The following is a 19,469-nucleotide window of genomic DNA, read 5'->3' on the forward strand; positions in this document are numbered from 1 at the left end:
CTGGAGCCCTGCATGTTGCTCAAGCCCAAACTGGCCTGGCTGGCCCTGCTCCTTGGCACCTCGGCCCTGGCTGACGTGCACGAGGTCAAGATGCTCAATCGCGGCGCGGCCGGGAGCATGGTCTACGAGCCGGACTTCCTGCGCCTGGCCCCCGGTGACAGCGTGCGCTTCATCCCCACCCAGAACGGCCACAACGCCGCCTCCATCAACGGCCTGCTGCCGCCCGGCGCCAGCGCCTTCAAAAGCCAGCTCAACCAGCCCGTGGAGCAGACCTTCGAGGTGCCCGGTTTCTACGGCATTCAGTGCAGCCCCCATGTGGCCATGGGCATGGTGATGCTGATCCAGGTGGGCACGCCCATAGAGACCATGCCGAAGCTGCCCGAAGGCTTGGCGCCACGGGCCAGGGAGCGCCTCGGCGCGATTATCCAGCGAGCACTGGCGCCCCACTGAAGGGACGGGCCTTCAGCCCTGGGCCAACACGCACTGCATATGGGTGGTGTGCCACGGCGGGTCGTTATCGACGCACAGCGTGGTAAAACCCTGCTTGTGCCAGAAGGCGATGGCCCCCGGCAGAAATGGATGGGTGTGCAGGTACAGCACCTGCACCCCATCGGCCTCGGCCAACACCTTGAGCGCCTGATACAAGCGCGCCGCCAGCCCCCCATGCCGCTGCTCGGGGCTGACGAACAAACGCACCACTTCCACCACCTTGCGCCCGGCAAAATCGAGCTGGGGAAAACGACCGTCATACGGCAGGTAACCGATCGCAGCGACCCTCTCGCCGTCGCAGCGGGCGATCAGGAAACGCCCCTGCCCCGGCGTCAAGTAATGCGCGGAAAAGTCCGCCAGATCGACGGGCAGCGTCCCGGCCTCAAGCCAGGGAAACATCTGCGCCCGGGCAGCCATGACGAAATCCCGAGTGGCGGCGATTTCGTCAGGCTGGACCGGGGTAATCACAACAGCGGATGACATGCAGCTCCCTCAAACGGTGCAAAGCCCGCAAGGCTACGGCAATCCTCGGGGATGCACCATGCAAGCGCCTGCCCACTGCAGGCAGGGCGAGTGACGCCTGGGTTGTCTTCGCCCTACCCCACCTACAAACGCCCCGCACGGCCTTTATCGTCGGCCAGTCCGCAGCTGGCGTGGTCACTGGTGCTGGCGCGGCGGGTGGACAGGCGCTGCTGCAGCCATTCATAGCCGCTCACCAGGACGATGCCTGCCAGCACCAGCAAGGCGCCGACGATGAAGTTGGGTTCCAGGGGCTCATCCAGTAGCCACACGCCAAACCCCACGCCGAACAGCGGGGTCATGAATGACAGGACGCCGAGGCGCGACGCCAGGTAGCGGCGCAGCAGGCTGAACCAGATCAGGAAGCTGGCAAAGGACACCAGCAGCACCTGGAACGCCAGGCTGCCCCACACCACGGGCGTGAAATGCACCGTGAGTTGTCCGGTGGCCAGCGCCGCCAGGGACAGCCAGAGGGCGGCACCGAGCAATTGGTATTGCAAGGTGCGGGTGGTCGGGCTGGTAGCCAGTTGCGAGCAGCGCACCACCACGGTGGTGGCGCCCCAGGCGGCGCCGGCGAGGATCCCCAGGCCATCGCCCAACAGGCTGCTCGCCGACGGTGCCGCGCTGGCAGGACGGGTGAAGGCCACCACCACCCCGGCGAAGGCCACGGCGATGCCCAGCCATTGCGCCGCCTTGAGGCGTTCAGAGGGCAGTTTCCAGTGCAGGCCCAGGGCGGCAAAGATCGGCGCGGTGTAGAGAAAGATCACCATGTGGGAGGCCGTGGTGTGCCGCAGCCCCTCGCCCACCAGGAGAAACTCCAGGGCGAACAGGCCGCCCACCACCAGCCCCGGACGCCAATGGCCGCTGGCCAGGCCGAGGGTTTCGCGGCGCACGCTCATCAGCAACCCCACCAGCAACGCAGCTCCGGCGGAGCGCAGGGCAATCTGCAGGATGGGCGCAATGTCCATCGCGGTGGCCTTGAGCGTTACCTGCTGAAAACCCCAAAGGGCGCAGAGCAACACCATAAGGCCGAAGGCGGGTCCATCGAGTGTCTGGCGGGGTGCCATGGTGGGTCCTTGGTCGGGGGAACGTGATGGGGGATTGTCAGGCTGACAGTTTTTCTAGATATAGTGCCAATCCGACAATCCATCGCACTTATCCGCCAAGCCGGTGCCCATCGTGAACAACCTTGCCCACTACCTGCACTTTGCACCGTACAACGATGCCTTGCCGGCGCCGATTTTCTTTCGCAGCGCGCAATTGCCGGCCCACGCCACCTACCCCCGGCACAGCCACGCCTGGGGCGAGTTCGTCTATTCCTACAGCGGCGTGATGGAGATCCAGCTCGATGACCACCACTACTTGGCGCCACCCCAATACGGCATCTGGCTGCCGCCGAATGTCGAGCATATCGGCTTCAATCACCAGCAGGCCTGTCATTGCTCCCTGTATTTGGCCGTCGAGCTGTGCGATGCGTTGCCGGCCAAGCATTGCGCGCTGACCGTCAGCCCGCTGATCCTGGCCCTGCTCAATGACCTGCGCCAGGCGCCGCCAGGGCTGCCGCAAAGCCCCCAGCACCAGCGCCTGTTGCAGGTACTGGTGGACAAGCTGTCCAGCACCTCGTGCGCCGGCAGCTACCTGCCGTCCTCGGTGGACCCGTTGCTGGGGCCCGTGCTGGAGGCCCTGAAAGCCAACCCCGGCGACCCGCGTTCGCTGCCGCAATTGGCCCACGCCGCCAACACCACCGAGCGCACCCTGATGCGTCGCAGCCAGCGCGACCTGGGTATGTCCTTGAGTGAATGGCGCCAACGGCTGAGGGTGGTGCAGGCCCTGGCCCTGCTGGAACAGGGCCAGAGCGTGGAAACCATCGGCCTGGACCTTGGCTACAGCAGCGCCTCGGCCTTTATCAGCATGTTCCGCAAGATGATGGGCAACACCCCCGACGAATACCGCAAGGCCTACCTGACCCCACATTGAGCGGCCACGGCGTGGCGGTTTTTTCTTATACTGGCGCCCCCTCTCGCCCAGGACGGCCCATGACCTCCAGCACGCAGACCGTGGAGCGCTTTATCGCCTCCGGCCAAGCCAGTTTCGAGCAAGGACTGAGCTACAACGACTACGCCTGTATGCATCACCCGGCAATCACCCCACTGAGCAGAAAGCCCCCCAAGGACCTGCCTGACAGCACCCTGGAAGACTTCTATTACTACCTGCTGCTCGATGGCCAGACCCCGCCCATCAACAAGCCGTTCCATTGGCCGTTGCTGACGCAGGCCGCCGCGCGGGTCGCCGTGGTGCTGGAGCAAGAAAGCTACCCGCGCTGCCGGCTCAAGCGCTGGGTCATGCGCCTGCTGTTCGACGGCGAGCTGTCGTTGCCGGGGTACTCGCGCAAGCTGGCGCTGCTCAATCAGGCCAGGCGCTTCTCGCACCAGCCGGGCATGCTGAGCAAAAAAGCCAAGCTTAAGAGCGAGTTCGCCGAAGACCCCTGGCTGCATGCCGAGCTGGCCGGCCTGCTGCATCGCGTGCCTCTGGCGGCGGTGGATTTCGACCGCCCTATGCTCAGTTGGGACCTGGACCTGCTGGGGGTGTTGTGGGTATTTCTGCTGGGTGCGGACGACGCCTCTCAACGCTTGCTCGAACAGTGGTTCAACCAGCACGCCGAGCACATTGTCGATATCCCCCAGTACCGCACGCGCGACCAGTTGGTGCGGCCCCTGGTCTGGACCTTGTTCCGCTTCAGCGACGCTGCCGATACCGAGCTGTTGAGCCAAGCCTTGCTCGACCGTTACGGCAGCTCCTGGTGCCGGGACTATCAAGACCCCAGGGCGAGCTGAGCCGCGACTAGGCCTTGCACCCGGTCAGGGCGCAGTACTCGGCCCACGGCATATTGGCGAATTCGGCAATCTCGCGGTGGGCGGCCAACTGCAAGGCCGCCAGTTCCTCGGGGCTGCTGGCCAGCAGTTGCAAGTGCAATTCCCACGGCGCGATGTGCAACGCCGCGGCCTCCTCATCCAGGGCCTGCTGCACGTAGGCCGCGTGCTGCGCCAGCGGCAGTGTGGCCAACTGCTGACGCAGAGCCGGCCGGGCCTCGACATAGGCCTGCAATGCCAGACGCTGGCGGTGTTCGTGAACGCTGATCGTCGCTACTCCTGTGGCGCCTGATGACCCCGGCAGTGCCGAGGTGGAGGGTTGCGCCGCCGTGCTGGCTGCAGGCGGCGCTCAAAGTTCTACTGCAGTTGCACCTGGACCATGGAACTGACCTGGACCCGTGCCAGCATCTGCTCCGCCCCGCCGCCGCGGCGCATGCCCCGTACCGGGCAGGCGTCGAGGTAATCCAGGCCCACCGCAAGCTTCAAGTGGCGCTCCGGACGGATCAGCTGGTTGGTCACGTCGAAGCTGTACCAGCCGTCATCCAGCCAGGCTTCGGCCCAGGCGTGACTGGCCAGGTGGCTCTGATCTTCGGTGCACAGGTAGCCGGACACATAGCGCGCCGGAATCCCCAGGCTGCGGGCGCAGGCCAGGAACACATGGGTGTGGTCCTGGCAGACCCCGGCGCGGCCGGCAAAGGCCTCGGCGGCGCTGCTGCTGACTTCGGTGGCGCCCGGGCTGTAGGGCATGTGCGCGCCCAGGGCCTGCATCAGCTCGGTCAGCGCCTGGCGGTCCCGACGCTCGCCGCAGTGCTGCACAGCAAAGGCCGTCAGCGCCTCATCGGCCTGGGTCAGGCGGCTGGTGCGCAGGAATGGCAGCGGCGATTGCTCGTCCCCCTCCACGTCCCGCAGCGGGTCGATTTCCACCTCGCCGTACGCCGTCAGCACGATCGCGCCGTGGGGTTCATCCAGGGTCAGCACATGGAGGATGTTGCCGTAAGGGTCGAGCTGGCTGCGCACCCGGCGCGGCAGCTCCAGGTGCCACTGAAGGATGCGCTGGCGCTCGCTGTTCTGCGGCGTCAGGCGCAGGAACTGGATGCTGGTGCAGACTTCATCGGCGTAGCTGTAGGTGGTGTCGTGACGTATGGAAAGTTTCATACGACCTCCAGATAGGATTCGTGCACGGTCTGACCCAGGTGGCGGATCTGCGCAATGTATTCGGTGAGCCACAGGTGCAGCCCCGAGGCCAGGATCTCGTCGATCCCGGTGTAGCGCAGCCGCGCGTTCAGCTCGGCGGCCAGGCGCTGGGCCGGACGGCCGTTGTTGCCCGGCAGGCTGGCGAGGATGTGGTCCAGCTCCTCGACACAGGCGTGCAGGGAGCGCGGCACATCGGCGCGCAGCAACAGCATCTCGGACACCTGCTCGGCCCCCGGGGCGTTGCGGTAGATTTCGTTGAACGCCTCGAACGACGACAAGGCGCGGAGCAAGGCGCTCCACTGGTAATAGCCACGGGCCGAGTTGTCGCTGACCTCCTCGGATTCCTCGCCGAACATTTCATAACGCGCATCCAGCAGGCGCAGGGTGTTGTCGGCCCGCTCGATAAAGGTCCCCAGGCGAATGAAGCAATACGCATCGTTGCGCATGATGGTGCCCGAGGTGGCGCCACGGAACAGGTGCGAACGCTCCTTGACCCACTCGCAGAACTGGCTGATGCCGTAGCGCCCCAGGCCGTTGCTGGCGATGTTGCGCATCTCCAGCCAAGTGGCGTTGATGTTCTCCCACATGTCGGCGGTGATGCGCCCGCGCACCGCGTGTGCATTGCTGCGCGCCGCGCGCAGGCAGCAATAGATGCTCCCCGGGTTGGTCTCGTCGAGGGCGAAGAAATGCAGCATGCGCTCGGTGTTGAGTTCACCGTAACGCTGGTTGTAGTCATCCAGGGTGCCGGCCGCCAGCAGCGACATGGCCAGCTCGGCGCGACCGTCGCCCCGCCCGGCCTGGGGCATCAGCGACAGGGAATAACTGACCTCGAGCATGCGCGCCAGGTTCTCCGCGCGCTCCAGGTAACGGGACATCCAATAGAGGTCCGCAGCGGTTCTTGAAAGCATGTGTCAGTCCTCCACTACCCAGGTGTCTTTGGTGCCGCCGCCCTGGGACGAGTTCACCACCAGCGAGCCTTCGCGCAGGGCCACGCGGGTCAGGCCGCCGGGCACCAGGCGGGTTTCGCTGCCTGAAAGTACGAATGGGCGCAGGTCGATGTGCCGCGGGGCAATGCCGCTTTCGACAAAGGTCGGGCACGTGGACAGCGACAGGGTCGGTTGGGCGATGTAGGCCTCGGGGCGGGCCTTGAGCCGGGCGCGGAAATCCTCGATCTCCGCCGCCGTGGCCGCTGGGCCCACGAGCATGCCGTAGCCGCCGGAACCCTGGGTTTCCTTGACCACCAGGTCTGGCAGGTTGGCCAGCACATGGGACAGTTCGGCAGGCTTGCGGCACTGCCAGGTGGGCACGTTCTTGAGGATCGGCTCTTCGCTGAGGTAGAAGCGGATCATCTCGTCCACATAGGGGTAAATCGACTTGTCGTCGGCGACCCCGGTGCCCACAGCGTTGGCCAGCACCACGTTGCCCGAGCGGTAGGCGGCAATCAGCCCCGGCACCCCGAGCATGGAGTCGGGATTGAACGACAGCGGGTCGAGGTAGGCATCGTCGAGGCGGCGATAGATCACGTCCACCGCTTGCGCGCCGGAGGTGGTGCGCATGAACACCCGGTCATCACGCACAAACAGGTCGGCGCCTTCCACCAGCTCCACGCCCATCTCCCGGGCCAGGAACGCATGTTCGAAATAGGCGCTGTTGAAGCGGCCCGGGGTCAGCACCACCACCGTGGGATTGTCCAGGGGGCTGGAGCTCTTGAGGGTGTCCAGCAACAGGTTCGGGTAGTGGTCGATGGGCGCCACGCGCTGGGCGGCAAACAGCTCGGGGAACAGACGCATCATCATCTTGCGGTCTTCGAGCATGTAGCTCACGCCGCTGGGCGTTCGCAGGTTGTCTTCGAGCACGTAGTAACTGCCGTCGCCATCACGCACCAGGTCGACCCCGGCAATGTGTGCGTAGATGCCGCGGTGCAGGTCCAGGCCACGCATGGCCATCTGATAGCCCTCGTTGGCCAGCACCTGTTCGGCGGGAATGATGCCTTCCTTGAGGATGCGCTGGCCGTGGTAGATGTCCGCGAGGAACATGTTGAGGGCCTGGACTCGCTGGATACAGCCGCGTTCCACGCTCTGCCATTCGCTGGCCTTGATGCTGCGGGGGATGATGTCGAAGGGGATCAGGCGTTCGGTGCCCTGCTCGTCGCCGTACAGGGTGAAGGTGATGCCAGCGCGATGGAACAACAGGTCGGCTTCGCGGCGACGCTGCTCCAGCAGCTCCAGAGGGGTGTCCGCCAACCAGCGGGCGAACTCTCGATAATGCGGGCGGCAGCCCCCGCTGGCGTCATACATTTCATTAAAAAAAGCACGGGACATACCCCAACTCCTCGCCGTGGTTTAAACGGCTTTTTATGCACACTTTTCTATTCCAATAGGTTCGGCCTTACGTGCTTGTCTGCTACCCGGTAATGAAGCACCTCACTGTGCGTAGTCGATATCCAGCCTGAAAAATCCCCGCGAATCGGCGCCCTGGACAAGGTGCAGGGTGTGCGCCTTTTTTCCGGCAAGCCCTGGGCGCCCTGACCGCCATGGGTGCATGGCAGGGGTCAGCCTTGGGATTGAATGGGAACGTCGATTTGAAAGATCGCGGCGGGCCCGCCTGGGGCCTGAATGCCAGGGAGGGCTGGCAAGAAATTTCCCAAGCCCTGATAGAGGGTTAGCAATCACTATGCCCAAAACCCGGATCGCCGTGAAGAAAGTCGCCCAGCGCTCAAAGTCATTGATAAGGCGACATTTTATTTCGATTAGGCGACACGCCAGGGGTGAAGCACTGAACCGTTTAAGTCCAGGGGCCCGCGCCAGGGCCCTGCACAACCCTGGCGCGAACAAAAAAAGTGCAGAAAGTCCGGGAACGGTTTTTTTTGCCCTGTTAACGGGACTTTTTTACCCAACCGGCAGCGTGCACCGGCGTAACCCAAGCACCACGCAGCCCGTCTACCGCCCCCTCCGCGCACTGTTTATGTTCGGCATTACGCACCAGCCAGGGGCGTAATGCCCTGAAATCCAGCCTGATCGCAGATTTTTTCGCTATCTCCGCGGATTTACCCAAGGTGCCGCACAATCACCTGGACCGCCTCGTGCGGTAACAACACTGCACTGTCCAGGCGCAGGGGCGGCGTATCCCAAGCCTGGTAGTCGTGCTCGAGCACCGACTGCCAGGTCGGCAAGACCAGCCCCGGCACCTGCGATTCGCGGCCCTCGACCCGGCGCCGATGCTCGTCGCGATCCGAACAGATGACTTCAATATTCAGCAACGGTACGCCCTGGCGCTGGGCAATCGCCTGCCAGTTCTGGCGACTCTCGGCCACCGGGTTGACGCCATCGGCAATCACCCTCAGGCCCAACCCCAGGTTGGCCTCGGCCAAGGCATTGGCCACCCGGTAACCGGCCGTACCCACGGCCGCCAGGCCCTCGTCGCGCAGGGCCTGCTCGATGCTGTCGATGCGCAGCCAGGTGGCTTGCAACTGTTCGGCCAGGGCGCGGGCCAGCGTGCTCTTGCCGGTGCCCGGCAAGCCGCTGAAAACAATCAGCATGACGTGCTCCACATTGGCTAAAAAGATGCCGAGCCTGGCAGCCGCGGAGGCGCACGTCTACTGCCCGGTGAGCATGCCGCCACGGGGCCAGGCCAGCAGGTCGGCCTCGGGCATCGGCCGGGCGTATTCATACCCCTGGCCCAGGGTGCAGCCCATTTCCAGCAAGAGGCGGCACTCCAGGGCCGTCTCCACGCCCTCCACCACCAGGCTCATGTCCAGGTTGCGGGCCAGGGCCAGGGCCGCGCCGACCACCGCCCGGCAACGGGGCTGGCTCACCAGCTCGCGAACGAAGTGGGCATCGAGTTTGATCTGGTTGAAGGGCAACTCGCACAGGCGCTGCAGGGAGGAATAACCGGCGCCAAAATCGTCGATGGCCAGGTTGCACTCCATCATGCGCAGGCGCACCAGGTTCTCCAGGCTGATGGCCGGGGCCTGCACCAGGCCGACCTCGGTGATTTCAAAGGTCAGCAGGCGCGGCGGGATGCGGTGCCGCTCGATGGCCGCGCGAATCCAGTTCACCACATCGCTGGAGGCCAGTTGCCGTGGCTGCAGGTTGAAGGCCAGTTCCAGGGGTTCGCCCGCTTGCAACAGGCGCTGTTGCAGCGCCATGCCCTGCTCCAGTTGCTGCAGGAACACCCGATCCAACAGGCCTTCGGCTTCCAATGCGTCGAGAAACACCGCCGGGGCCAACACCCCGTGCTGCGGGTGCTGCCAGCGCATCAGCACTTCGGCGCCGCAACAACGGCGGCTGCTCATCTCGAACTTGGGTTGGTAGTAGGCGATGAATTCACCTCGCTCGACACCACGGTGCAAGTCCTCGCGACTGACCCCGATCAAGGGGCGCGGCGCCGACTCGGGTTGCTGCCAATGCCGCTGCAGATAGAGTTCGAGCATGCCGCGCATGGCCGATAACGGCGCCGGCTTGCTCACATCCCCCAGCACCACCAGGCCCAGCAGGCTGATCATCTGCAACACCGCGCGCCGCAGGTCGGACTCGATCAGGCTGAACAGGATCACCGCTCGCAGCAGGCGGGCGTCACTGGCCCGACGCAGGAATTCCAGGCCGTCCATGCCGGGCATCTGCAAGTCGCACAGCACGATATCGACTGCGCCGTGCTCCTGCAGCAGGCTCAAGGCGCTGACCCCATCGGACGCTGCCAGGGGCTCGACCGCACCCAGGCGCAGCAACTGTTCGACGGCCAGCATCTGCTGCACGGGATGGTCTTCCAGAACAAGTATCTTCAAGGTATTCAAGCGCGCACCCTGGGTAACCGGTACTGTCAATATTGAACGCCTGGACGGCCACTGAATCGGCTTGGCGGCGACCGTCCGACACCCCCCGCTGACGCTGTGCGGATAACCCAAGCGTATCGCTAACCGCAAGCCGGTCAAGGCGCCGGCAACACCTTCGGTCTGCCCACAACAACGGGCTTGTCCGAGGCGCGACCCTCCAGGAAAATAAGCCGATTTGGCACCAACCCTTGATCTATATTGAGACTCAGCATGGGCCGCCAGACCTTGTGCAGCCTGCGTCCTCCCCCCTTCGACCGATCCTTGTGCCGTGATCCGCCCAGGAGCCCCAATGCCTCGTTTTCTTCTGCTGGCGCTGATGTGGCTGGCCTGCCTCCCGGCCCTGGGCGACGCCACCACTCCCTTGCAACTGCTCGACTACGAATCGCCCCACCACCCCGACCTGCGCCTGAACGCCGACGACCGGCAATGGCTGCGGGACAAGCGCGAACTGGTCCTGGGCACCTCACGCGAGCAACTGGCGCCCCTGGAAATGCTCAACGAGTCCAACGAGTACGAAGGCATCACCGCCGACTACCTTGGCCTGCTGGCGGACGCCTTGGGGGTGAAGGTCAGCCTCCGTGCCTATGAAACCCGTGAGCAGGTCTTCCACGCCCTGGCCAACGGCGAGATCGATTTCATGGGCCGCGTCACCGCCAGCGCCGCCCAGCAGCACCACCTGTTGCAGAGCCAAAGCTACCTGGTCAATCGCCCGACCCTGGTGGCCCGCCTGGGGGATGCGCCGTCGCTGAAAAATGGCCTGCAGGACCGCCGGCTGGCCATTTCCCTGGACACCATCACCCTGCCCGTCGCCCAGGCCATGTACCCCAAGGCCCGGATCGACAGCTACAGCACCGCGGATGCCGCCATGGCGGCCGTGGCCTTCGGTGATGCCGATGTGTTGCTGAGCGATGCGGTCACGGCGCAGTTCCTGATCTCGCGCAACTACAGCGACTACCTGCGCATCATCTACAGCGGCCCGGCCAGCGTCTCGGGCTTTGCCTTCGCCATCAACCCGGGCAACCCACGGTTGCAGCGCCTGATCGACACGGCGCTGCAATCGATCAACAAAGAGCAGGACGTCAGCATCCGCAATCGCTGGGGCGATCGCCTGCTGCTGAGCATGGAGAAAACCAACCTCACGGCCGATGAACAACGCTGGATCGAAAAGAACCCGGTGGTGCACATCGGCATTCACCGTTACCTGCCGCCGATGTCCTACTTCGACGCCGATGGCAATTACCTGGGGATCACCGCCGACCTGCTGGCCATGCTGGAGGCCAAGACCGGGCTGACCTTTGAAATCCACACTCGGCCCAGCTTCACGGAGCTCAACGAGGCTGTGCGCGAAGGCCTGGTGCAGATGGTGGCCGATCGGGCGCGCAACCCTGAACGCGAGGCCTATCTGCAATTCACCCGGCCCTACCTCGTGGGCCCTTACATGCTGATTACCCGCGACGGACCCGATGCGCCGAAAAGCCTGGAAGACATGGCCGGCAAGACCCTACTGATTGGCAGCGGCCATGCCTTGGTGCCGCTGCTGCGCCAACGCTATCCGCAGATCCGGATCAAGGAAGCGCAGACCAACTTCGAAGCCCTGACCCTGCTGCGCGAGCGTCAGGCCGACGCTGCCGTGCAAGCGGAAATCGCCGTCAGTTTCAACTTGCCACGCATCAGGGAGGACCGGCTCAAGGTCAGGTCGGCCCTCAACCTGCCGCTGCTCAACGAAACCTTTGGCATCCGCCGCGACCAGGTGGAACTGTTCAGCATCATCGACAAATCCCTGCGCAGCATATCCCCCGACGCCCTCACTGAACTCAACAACCGCTGGCGCTCGAAGGCGGCGGTCGCCCCACCATCCTGGCGCGACTACCGCACCACCCTCTACCTGGCCGGCGTCGGCTCGGCGCTGTTGCTGTTGATCGCCCTGGCCTGGGGCTACGCCATGCGCCGCCAAGTCAGCCAGCGCGAACGGGCCGAACAGGCCCTCAACGACCAACTGCGTTTTATGGACGCATTGATCAACGGCACGCCGAACCCGATCTACGTGCGCGACCTCAACCGCCGCCTGGTGATCTGCAACGACAGCTACCTCAAGGCCATGGGCGCCGATCGCCACAGCGTGCTGGGCACCAGCCTCGACCAACTGGCGGTGCCCGAGGCCCCGCTGTTCGCCGAAGACTTCAAGACCATCCTCGCTGGCGGCCAACCGCTGCTGATCGACCGCGAAGTGCACATCCGCGGCCAGCGCCTGAACATCTACCACTGGATGCTGCCGTACCGAAATGCCCAGGGTGACATCCAGGGCATCATCGGGGGCTGGCTGGACATCAGCGAGCGCCAGCAACTGCTGGAGGAACTGACCCAGGCCAAAAACGACGCCGACAAGGCCAATCGGGCCAAGACCACCTTCCTGGCGACCATGAGCCACGAAATCCGCACCCCCATGAGCGCGGTGATCGGCATGCTCGAACTGGCCCTCAAGCGCGCCGACCAGGGCCAGTTCGACCGCCCTTCGATCGAGGTGGCCTACGGATCGGCCCTGGGCCTGCTGGACCTGATCGGCGACATCCTCGACATCGCGCGCATTGAAAGCGGGCGTCTGAGCCTGAGCCCGGAACGAGCCAACCTGCAGGAGCTGGTGGGGTCGGTGATCCGGATGTTCGACGGCCTGGCCCGGCAAAAAGGCTTGCGCCTGGAGCTGGAACTGGCCGGTGATACCCACAGCGATGTGCTGGTGGACCCGCTGCGCTTCAAGCAGGTGCTGTCCAACCTGATCAGCAACGCCATCAAGTTCACCGAACAGGGCGGCATTCAGGTGCGCCTGGAGGCCCAGGCCGAGGGGCCGCAGCGGCTGCTGGTGCAACTGTCGATCAAGGACAGCGGCATCGGCATCAACGCCGAAGACCAGCAACGGTTGTTCCAGCCCTTCAGCCAGGTGCCCGGCCAGCACCAACACGCCCGCTCCGGCACCGGCCTGGGCCTGGCCATCTGCCGCACCCTGTGCGAAATGATGGGGGGCCAACTGGAGCTGCACAGCCAGCCCGGCCACGGCACCACCCTGCGGGTGCAACTGCCGTTGAGCCGCCTGGACCCGCTGCCCCTGGTGCCCCGGCCAGCCCAGGCGCCCAGCGAACCTCCCGCCAAGCAGGCACTGCACATCCTGGTGGTGGACGACAGCCAGGCCAACCGTCAGTTGCTGTGTGAACAACTGCGCTTTCTCGACTACTCCCTGGACCAGGCGCAGAACGGCGTCGAGGGCTTTGAACGCTGGCAGCAGCAGGCATTCGACGTGGTCATCAGCGACTGCAACATGCCGCTGATGAGTGGTTACGACCTGACCCGCAAGATCCGCCAGGCGGAGCGCGATCAGGGACGCCCGGCGACGACGATTTTCGGCTTCACCGCCAACGTCCACCCCGATGAGGAGCAGCGCTGCCTCGACGCCGGTATGAACGGCTGCATCTTCAAGCCCATCGCCTTGCCCGACCTGGACCGTTGCCTGCGCCAGCTAGCGCCCCTGCCCCCAAGACCGGCCCAGGCACCGCCGACGACGATCCGCTACGACATACAGCAACTGGACCACCTGACGGGCGGCGACCCCGCCGCCATCCAGCGCATGTTGCAAGGGCTCTTGCACAGCAACCGCCTGGACCTGGCGCAGGTCCGCCAGTTGCAGTCGGGGAATAACCCCAAAGGTATCGCCGAACTGGCCCACCGGGTCCGCGGCGCGGCACGCATCATCAAGGCCCAGGCCCTGATCGAGCACTGTGAGTCCCTGGAACTGGCCTGCAGCCAGGGCAGCGCCATCGCTCAGGTCCAAGCGGCTCTGGCCCGACTGGAGCAGGCCATGGTCGAACTGGATCAAGACTTGTTGGCCCTGAGCACGCGCCAACCTTCGCCAAATACGCAACAATAAGTTTCAAACATCCTCTAAAAACAACAAAATGTTACTAATTTCAGAATAACCTCAAGAAATTGTTGTAAATTTCGTAAAGATCCTTCGGTATCCAAACCCTTACAAATAGCATCGCTTCGCATTCAATCTTCTTTGCGAGCACTGCCCTCATGACCGAAAAATACCGTAGCGCGTTCGCCAGATCGCCGTTGTACAGCGCCCTCGGCCTCGCCGCCTGCAGCTCCCTCAGCCAGGCCGCCGAGGACGCCGAGCCCCACATCCCCAACGCGCTGCAACTGGACCCGATCCAGGTCAGCGGCAAACAGCACGCCCCCTACAAGGTCGATCACGCCTCCTCGCCGAAACTCGGCGAACCGCTGCTGGAGACGCCCCGCTCCATCACCATCATCAATGAGCAATTGATCAAGGAACGCGGCGCCACTTCACTGACCGACGTGTTGCGCACCACCCCGGGCATTACCCTGGGCGCCGGTGAAGGGGGGACGCCCCTGGGGGACCGGCCCTTCATTCGCGGCTTCGAAGCCAGCACCGACATCCAGATCGACGGCGTTCGCGACCTGGGCCGGGCGTCCCACGAGGCCTTCAACCTGGAGTCCATCGAAATCCTCAAAGGCCCCGGCTCCGCCTATTCCGGCCGAGGCTCCACCGGCGGCAGCCTGAACCTGGTGAGCAAGTCGGCAGGCACCGAAGACTTTGTCGCCGGCAGCATGACCCTGGGTTCCGACAGCCTGTGGCGCCACACCCTGGACGTGAACCAGTACTTTCCCGAGCAGGACCTGGCCTTGCGCCTCAACGCGATGAAGCATGAAGCCGACACGCCGGGCCGCGACGGGGTGGACGTCAGCCGCTGGGGCATTGCCCCGACAATGACCTGGGGCCTGTCGGGCCCGACCCGGATCAGCGCCAGCTACTACCACCTGCAAAGTGATGACATTCCGGACCAGGGCCACCCCATTTCCAACGTCACCCAGCGACCGGCCAAGGTCGATCGCGACAATTTCTACGGCCTGCTGGAACGGGATTTCCGCAAGACCTCGGCCGACATCGCCACCTTGCGGCTGGAGCATGATTTCAGCGCCGACCTGACCTTGCGCAACACCCTGCGCGGCGGACGCTCGATGCAGGACTACGTGATGAGCCGGCCGATCATGACCGCCGCCCAGGAACAGGCCGGTCAGGTCCAGCGCGGCTTCCGCGCGCGCAACGTGGTCAACGACTCCCTGATCAACCAGACCGACCTGTTCGGCACGCTGCACACCGGCGGGCTCGAACACCGCTACTCGCTGGGCCTGGAACTGAGCCGTGAAACCATCACCACACGGGACAAGCACGCGGGCAGCAACGGCCCGCTGGGCGACTTGCACAACCCCGATGCCCACGACAGCGGCTGGACACTGAGGCGGGGCAGCGGTGCAGTGACCAGCCAATACCGCACCGACGTGGCGTCGCTGTATGCCTTCGATACCCTGAAACTGCATGAGCAGTGGGACCTGAACCTGGGCCTGCGCTACGACGACTACCAGGTCAAGGACCGCCTGCAGCAAGGGGTCGGCTCCTCCAGCGAGCTGTGGAACTACCAGGCCGGCATCGTCTACAAGCCCCGGCCCAACGGTTCGGTCTACCTGTCCTACGGCACCTCGTCCAACCCGTCGGGGGAAAACACCCAATCCGGCGGAGCCGATGGCGCCGGGGCCGGCAACCTGGGCAACAACAAGGCCCACCTCGATCCGGAGAAAACCCGCAGCCTGGAACTGGGCACCAAGTGGGATGTGTTCAATGAACAGCTGTCCCTCACGGCAGCGCTGTTCCGCACGGAAAAAACCAACGCCCGGGTCACCGACCCCAGCACCGGGCTGGTGGCCCTGGATGGCAACCAGCGGGTGACGGGTATCGAACTGGGCGCCACCGGGCGCCTGACGGACAAATGGGCGGTCTGGGCCGGCTACACCTACCTCGACGCCGAGGTGGTGAAGTCCGGTGGCGACGCCCGCAACGACGGCAACCAGGCCAAGTTCATCGCCCCCAACAGCTTCAGCTTGTGGACCCGCTACGACCTCGACCCACGCTGGAGCATCGGCGGCGGCGCCACCTACATGGATGCGCGCTACATGAACGACGCCAACACCATCAGCGTGCCGGACTACTGGCGCTACGACGCGATGCTCGGCTACAAGGTCAACAAGAACCTCGACCTGCAGCTCAACGTCATGAACCTGACCGACGAGACTATCTACGACGCCTCCCACGTCGGGATGTTCGCCACCGTGGCGCCCGGCCGCTCCGCCGAGCTGAGCGCCCACTTCAAGTTCTAGAACCCCCGCCCCGATCCAGGGCCCGCAGCCACCCTGCGGGCCCCGGGCACTTGTGGTGGGCCGTGCATCTGGAGTAAAAGCCACGGCCCTGCCCCCCAGAAAAAGGAACACCCATGCTGTTTGTGGTGCTGCTCGGCGGTAAACACCCGCGCGCGCGAATCGAGGTCCACGATGTGGCCTTTGCCGTGGCGGACAACCTGCAAGCCACCTACCCGCAACTGCGCGAAAGCTGGTTCGGCAGCGCCAAGGGGCTGCACATTGATGCCTGGATGCAGGTCGACGGGGTCGATCAATGGAAGGTCGAACTGAGCCCCCTGGCACCGGCGCCCGACGCCCCGCGCCTGTTCTTTATCAACCTGGGCGGCTACGAAGCCGCGACCTTTGGCGAGGCCCATCATTACGGGCTGGTGGTCGCCCGCAACAAGACCGAAGCCAAGGCCCAGGGCAAGCGCCAGATGCTCCCGCGCTGGCAAAAAGGCCACACCGACGCCCTGCTGGATGTGGATGACTGCCTGCCCATCGACCTGGTGCAAGGGCGTTACGTGCACCTGGTGCAAGCGCCCCACGACGGTATCCGCCAACAGAACGATTACATCCTGCTCTGAGTGGGCGAAGCGCATCCGACCCTTGAACAGCCCTCGTCGGGCTAGGGCCCAGGGTTGAGTAAACGCACAGTCAGCCCGTCCACCGTCGGCACATCCCCCAGCAGGAACTCCCGCAACTGGTGGATGCGCTGCGGGCGCGGGTGCTCCCGCAGCCACACCAGGTAATAGCTGTCACCGGTGGCCACGGCGCTGTCGAACGGCAGGCTGATCTGCCCATCACGCACGGCCTGGGCCACCAGGTGCAGGTCACCGATGGACAGGCCATGACCGCCCATCGCGGCGGAAATCGCCTGGTCCAGGGTGTCGAAGACCTTGCCCCGATCCAGCCGTACCTCGTCCGCCAGCCCCTGGGGTCGCAGCCAGCGACGCCAATCACGGCGATCCGCCGAAGGGTGGATCAGCTCCGCATCCTTGAGCCGTTGCAGGTCCCAGGCCGGCGAGCCTTCGGGCTCTGGGGCGCAGATCGGCACCAACCATTCATCGAACAACTTGCAGGCCTCCACCCCGGGGCCGAAATGGCCATTGCCCAGAAGGATCGCGCAGTCGTAGGGCTCGGCGTAGAAGTCCACGCTGTCCACGTCCATCCACACGCTGACCAGTTGCACCGCCAGCTCCGGGCTGCGGGATTTGAGGCTGTCCAGGGCCCTCAGCAGCCAGCGCATGGTCAGGGTCGACGGCGCCTTCAAGCGCAATTGGCCGTCCTGGCTGCGCAGGGGCAGGCAGGCGTCTTCGATGATCCGGAAGCCCACCTTGAGCTCGCGGGCCAGGCGCTGCCCGGCGTCGGTCAGGGCCAGGTGCGGACCATTGCGCTCGAACAGGCGACAGCCGAACAGGCCCTCCAGGGTCCGAACATGGCGACTGATCGCACTCGGGGTCAGGGACAGCGCCTCGGCGGCGCGGGTGAAAGAACCACTGCGGGCAGCGACCTCAAAGGCGCGCAAGGCGTACAGCGGCGGCAGGGGTTCGGTCATGGGCAGTGACTCATGATGATTAATACTCACAGTAGCTCACAGCATAAAGCGTTTTTCAACGCTGTCCCCGCCCCTCAAGCTTGCCCGATCAACCCTGTACCAGAGCCCTTACTCGGTGTAGACAGGCTTCAACCCGGCAAGGCAAACCCCGCATGAATCTGGATTTTTCATTACTGCTGCTCTACGTCTTCAGCGTCTTCACCCTGGTGGCCACCCCGGGCCCGGTGGTGGCGCTGATCCTTAACACCAGCCTGCGCCACGGTGCCCGGCGCGCTGCCCTGACGGCCTTGGGCAGCAATGCCGCTTCCCTGATCCTGGCCCTGCTGGCGGTGCTGATCCTGCGCGGTGGCCTGGCCCTGGACCCGCGCCTGCTGCACGGCATCAGCCTGTTGGGTTGTGGGTTTATCGGCTATCTGGGGCTGCAGGGGCTGGCGGCCGCCAGGCAGCCCGGGGAACTGGCGACGGTTGCCACTCGGGGGCTCGGCGGCGGGCTGGGCAAGGGCTTTGCCGTGGGCATCGCCAACCCCAAGGACATTCTGTTTTTTGTCGCCTTCTTCCCCCAGTTCATCGGCATCAGCCCGCACTTCGGCAGCAGCGTGGCCTGCCTGGTGGGATTCTGGGTGCTGATCGACTGCGCGGTGCTGGCGGCCTACATCGCCCTGGCGCGCCAGGGCTTTGCCCTCCAGTACCAACGCCTGCTCAGCGGTCTGTCGAGCCTGGTGCTGCTAGCGGTGGCGCTGATGGGCGCGGTGTATTCCGGGCTGGCGTTGTCGGGCGCGGCGTAAAGGCGCTTACAGGCTGCGGTATTCCAGGGTCAGGTGCGTCAACTCATGCACCGCTGCCAAACGCTCGCGCAACGCTTCGGCACTCAGGGAGGCCGGGGCCAGCACGCTGACGATGGCCGCCCGCGCCTGGGGGCCGACCTGCCACACATGCAGATCAGTGATGCGTGCATCTCCTGGGGCCTCGACCAACTGGCGGATCTCGGCGGCCAGGGGCTCGTCGCTGGCATCCAGCAACACCGCGGCACTGGACTTGAGCAGGCTGTAGGCCCAGCGCGCAATCACCAGAGCGCCCACCAGGCCCATCAACGGATCCAGCCAGACCCAGCCCAGGTAACGCCCGGCGAGCAAGGCGGCAATCGCCAGCACCGAGGTCAGGGCATCGGCCAGCACATGCACATAGGCCGAACGCAGGTTGTTGTCGTGCTGGTGGGCCGGGCCATGATCCGGGTGCGGATGCGGGTGGTCGTGAGCATGGCCATGATGATCGTGATGATCATGACCGGCATGGTGATGGCTGCCCGATAACAAGAAGGCACTGAGGATATTCACCGCCAAGCCCAGTACCGCGATCAGGGTCGCTTCGGTGAACGCCACCTGGGTCGGCTGCCACAGTCGCAACAGCGATTCGGCGCCAATGCCCAGGGCCACCAAAGCGAGAATCATCGCCGAGGCAAACCCCGCCAGGTCACCGACCTTGCCGGTGCCAAAGCTGAACCGAGCGCTGCTGGCATGGCGCCGGGCAAAACCATAGGCCGCAGCGGCAATGCCCAAGGCACCGGCGTGGGTCGCCATGTGAAAACCGTCGGCCAGCAAGGCCATGGAGCCGGTGATGTAGCCGGCGGCGATCTCGCCCACCATCATCACCAGGGTCAACGCCACCACCCACAGGGTGCGCCGGGCGTTTTCATCATGGCCAGCACCGAGGAACTGATGCTCGTGGGTCAAGCGCGATGCGTGTGCGGAAAGGCTCATGGGCT

The 19,469-nt window shown here is 64.8% G+C and carries 17 protein-coding genes; 7 read left to right on the top strand and 10 right to left on the bottom strand.

Annotation, left to right across the window (positions count from 1 at the left end; translation table 11 throughout):
• The first annotated feature begins 12 nt into the window (after positions 1 to 12).
• Positions 13 to 450 carry a pseudoazurin gene (locus M1B34_RS11325; protein WP_268265182.1) on the top strand — a complete coding sequence of 146 codons (438 nt, stop codon included), beginning with the start codon at positions 13 to 15 and terminating at the stop codon, positions 448 to 450.
• A gap of 12 nt (positions 451 to 462) precedes the next feature.
• Here M1B34_RS11325 and M1B34_RS11330 read toward each other — a convergent pair whose 3' ends face one another.
• Together M1B34_RS11330 and M1B34_RS11335 are read right to left on the bottom strand one after the other, a co-directional pair.
• Complete coding sequence (locus tag M1B34_RS11330; RefSeq protein ID WP_268265183.1) at positions 463 to 972, bottom strand: GNAT family N-acetyltransferase; 510 nt, start codon at positions 970 to 972, stop codon at positions 463 to 465.
• A 122-nt stretch (positions 973 to 1,094) separates the two neighbouring features.
• Entirely contained in the window at positions 1,095 to 2,075 is a 981-nt protein-coding gene (locus tag M1B34_RS11335) for a DMT family transporter (protein WP_268265184.1), read from the bottom strand.
• Positions 2,076 to 2,187: 112 nt separating this feature from the next.
• Between M1B34_RS11335 and M1B34_RS11340 the strand changes: the two genes are divergently transcribed.
• Positions 2,188 to 2,985, top strand: coding sequence for an AraC family transcriptional regulator (locus M1B34_RS11340; RefSeq protein ID WP_268262160.1), 798 nt, complete (start codon positions 2,188 to 2,190; stop codon positions 2,983 to 2,985).
• 59 nt (positions 2,986 to 3,044) lie between these two features.
• A complete protein-coding gene (locus tag M1B34_RS11345; RefSeq protein WP_268265185.1) occupies positions 3,045 to 3,842 on the top strand; it encodes a hypothetical protein in 798 nt (265 codons plus the stop codon).
• A gap of 7 nt (positions 3,843 to 3,849) precedes the next feature.
• Here M1B34_RS11345 and M1B34_RS11350 read toward each other — a convergent pair whose 3' ends face one another.
• From M1B34_RS11350 to M1B34_RS11375, 6 genes are all read right to left on the bottom strand, one after another.
• A complete protein-coding gene (locus M1B34_RS11350) occupies positions 3,850 to 4,182 on the bottom strand; it encodes a DUF6388 family protein (protein WP_279653251.1) in 333 nt (110 codons plus the stop codon).
• A 53-nt stretch (positions 4,183 to 4,235) separates the two neighbouring features.
• The gene (locus tag M1B34_RS11355) at positions 4,236 to 5,033 is read right to left on the bottom strand and encodes a transglutaminase family protein (RefSeq protein ID WP_123331933.1); all 798 of its coding nucleotides are present in this window, start codon (positions 5,031 to 5,033) and stop codon (positions 4,236 to 4,238) included.
• Positions 5,030 to 5,980: an alpha-E domain-containing protein gene (locus tag M1B34_RS11360; protein WP_123331931.1), complete on the bottom strand. Its 951-nt coding sequence runs from the start codon at positions 5,978 to 5,980 to the stop codon at positions 5,030 to 5,032. The genes M1B34_RS11355 and M1B34_RS11360 overlap by 4 nt, the downstream gene beginning before the upstream one ends.
• A gap of 3 nt (positions 5,981 to 5,983) precedes the next feature.
• The gene (locus M1B34_RS11365) at positions 5,984 to 7,393 is read right to left on the bottom strand and encodes a circularly permuted type 2 ATP-grasp protein (protein WP_123331929.1); all 1,410 of its coding nucleotides are present in this window, start codon (positions 7,391 to 7,393) and stop codon (positions 5,984 to 5,986) included.
• 725 nt (positions 7,394 to 8,118) lie between these two features.
• Positions 8,119 to 8,610, bottom strand: a complete 492-nt coding sequence (locus M1B34_RS11370) for a P-loop nucleotide/nucleoside kinase family protein (RefSeq protein ID WP_123331927.1) — start codon at positions 8,608 to 8,610, stop codon at positions 8,119 to 8,121.
• A 57-nt stretch (positions 8,611 to 8,667) separates the two neighbouring features.
• Complete coding sequence (locus M1B34_RS11375) at positions 8,668 to 9,894, bottom strand: EAL domain-containing response regulator (RefSeq protein ID WP_268265186.1); 1,227 nt, start codon at positions 9,892 to 9,894, stop codon at positions 8,668 to 8,670.
• A gap of 298 nt (positions 9,895 to 10,192) precedes the next feature.
• On the opposite strand from M1B34_RS11375, the gene M1B34_RS11380 reads away from it, so the two are divergent.
• From M1B34_RS11380 to M1B34_RS11390, 3 genes are all read left to right on the top strand, one after another.
• Positions 10,193 to 13,819, top strand: a complete 3,627-nt coding sequence (locus tag M1B34_RS11380; RefSeq protein WP_268265187.1) for a transporter substrate-binding domain-containing protein — start codon at positions 10,193 to 10,195, stop codon at positions 13,817 to 13,819.
• A 149-nt stretch (positions 13,820 to 13,968) separates the two neighbouring features.
• A complete protein-coding gene (locus tag M1B34_RS11385) occupies positions 13,969 to 16,131 on the top strand; it encodes a TonB-dependent receptor (RefSeq protein WP_268265188.1) in 2,163 nt (720 codons plus the stop codon).
• Between the two features lie 113 nt (positions 16,132 to 16,244).
• Positions 16,245 to 16,736, top strand: coding sequence for a DUF1543 domain-containing protein (locus tag M1B34_RS11390; RefSeq protein ID WP_268265189.1), 492 nt, complete (start codon positions 16,245 to 16,247; stop codon positions 16,734 to 16,736).
• 41 nt (positions 16,737 to 16,777) lie between these two features.
• On the opposite strand, the gene M1B34_RS11395 is transcribed toward M1B34_RS11390, so the two are convergent.
• A complete protein-coding gene (locus tag M1B34_RS11395; protein ID WP_268265190.1) occupies positions 16,778 to 17,707 on the bottom strand; it encodes a LysR substrate-binding domain-containing protein in 930 nt (309 codons plus the stop codon).
• Between the two features lie 158 nt (positions 17,708 to 17,865).
• On the opposite strand from M1B34_RS11395, the gene M1B34_RS11400 reads away from it, so the two are divergent.
• Positions 17,866 to 18,492: a LysE family translocator gene (locus M1B34_RS11400; RefSeq protein ID WP_268265212.1), complete on the top strand. Its 627-nt coding sequence runs from the start codon at positions 17,866 to 17,868 to the stop codon at positions 18,490 to 18,492.
• A 6-nt stretch (positions 18,493 to 18,498) separates the two neighbouring features.
• On the opposite strand, the gene dmeF is transcribed toward M1B34_RS11400, so the two are convergent.
• Complete coding sequence (gene dmeF, locus M1B34_RS11405) at positions 18,499 to 19,464, bottom strand: CDF family Co(II)/Ni(II) efflux transporter DmeF (RefSeq protein ID WP_268265191.1); 966 nt, start codon at positions 19,462 to 19,464, stop codon at positions 18,499 to 18,501.
• Positions 19,465 to 19,469 lie beyond the last annotated feature (5 nt).

The organism is Pseudomonas morbosilactucae (assembly GCF_023241715.1).
GTDB classification, from domain to species: domain Bacteria; phylum Pseudomonadota; class Gammaproteobacteria; order Pseudomonadales; family Pseudomonadaceae; genus Aquipseudomonas; species Aquipseudomonas morbosilactucae.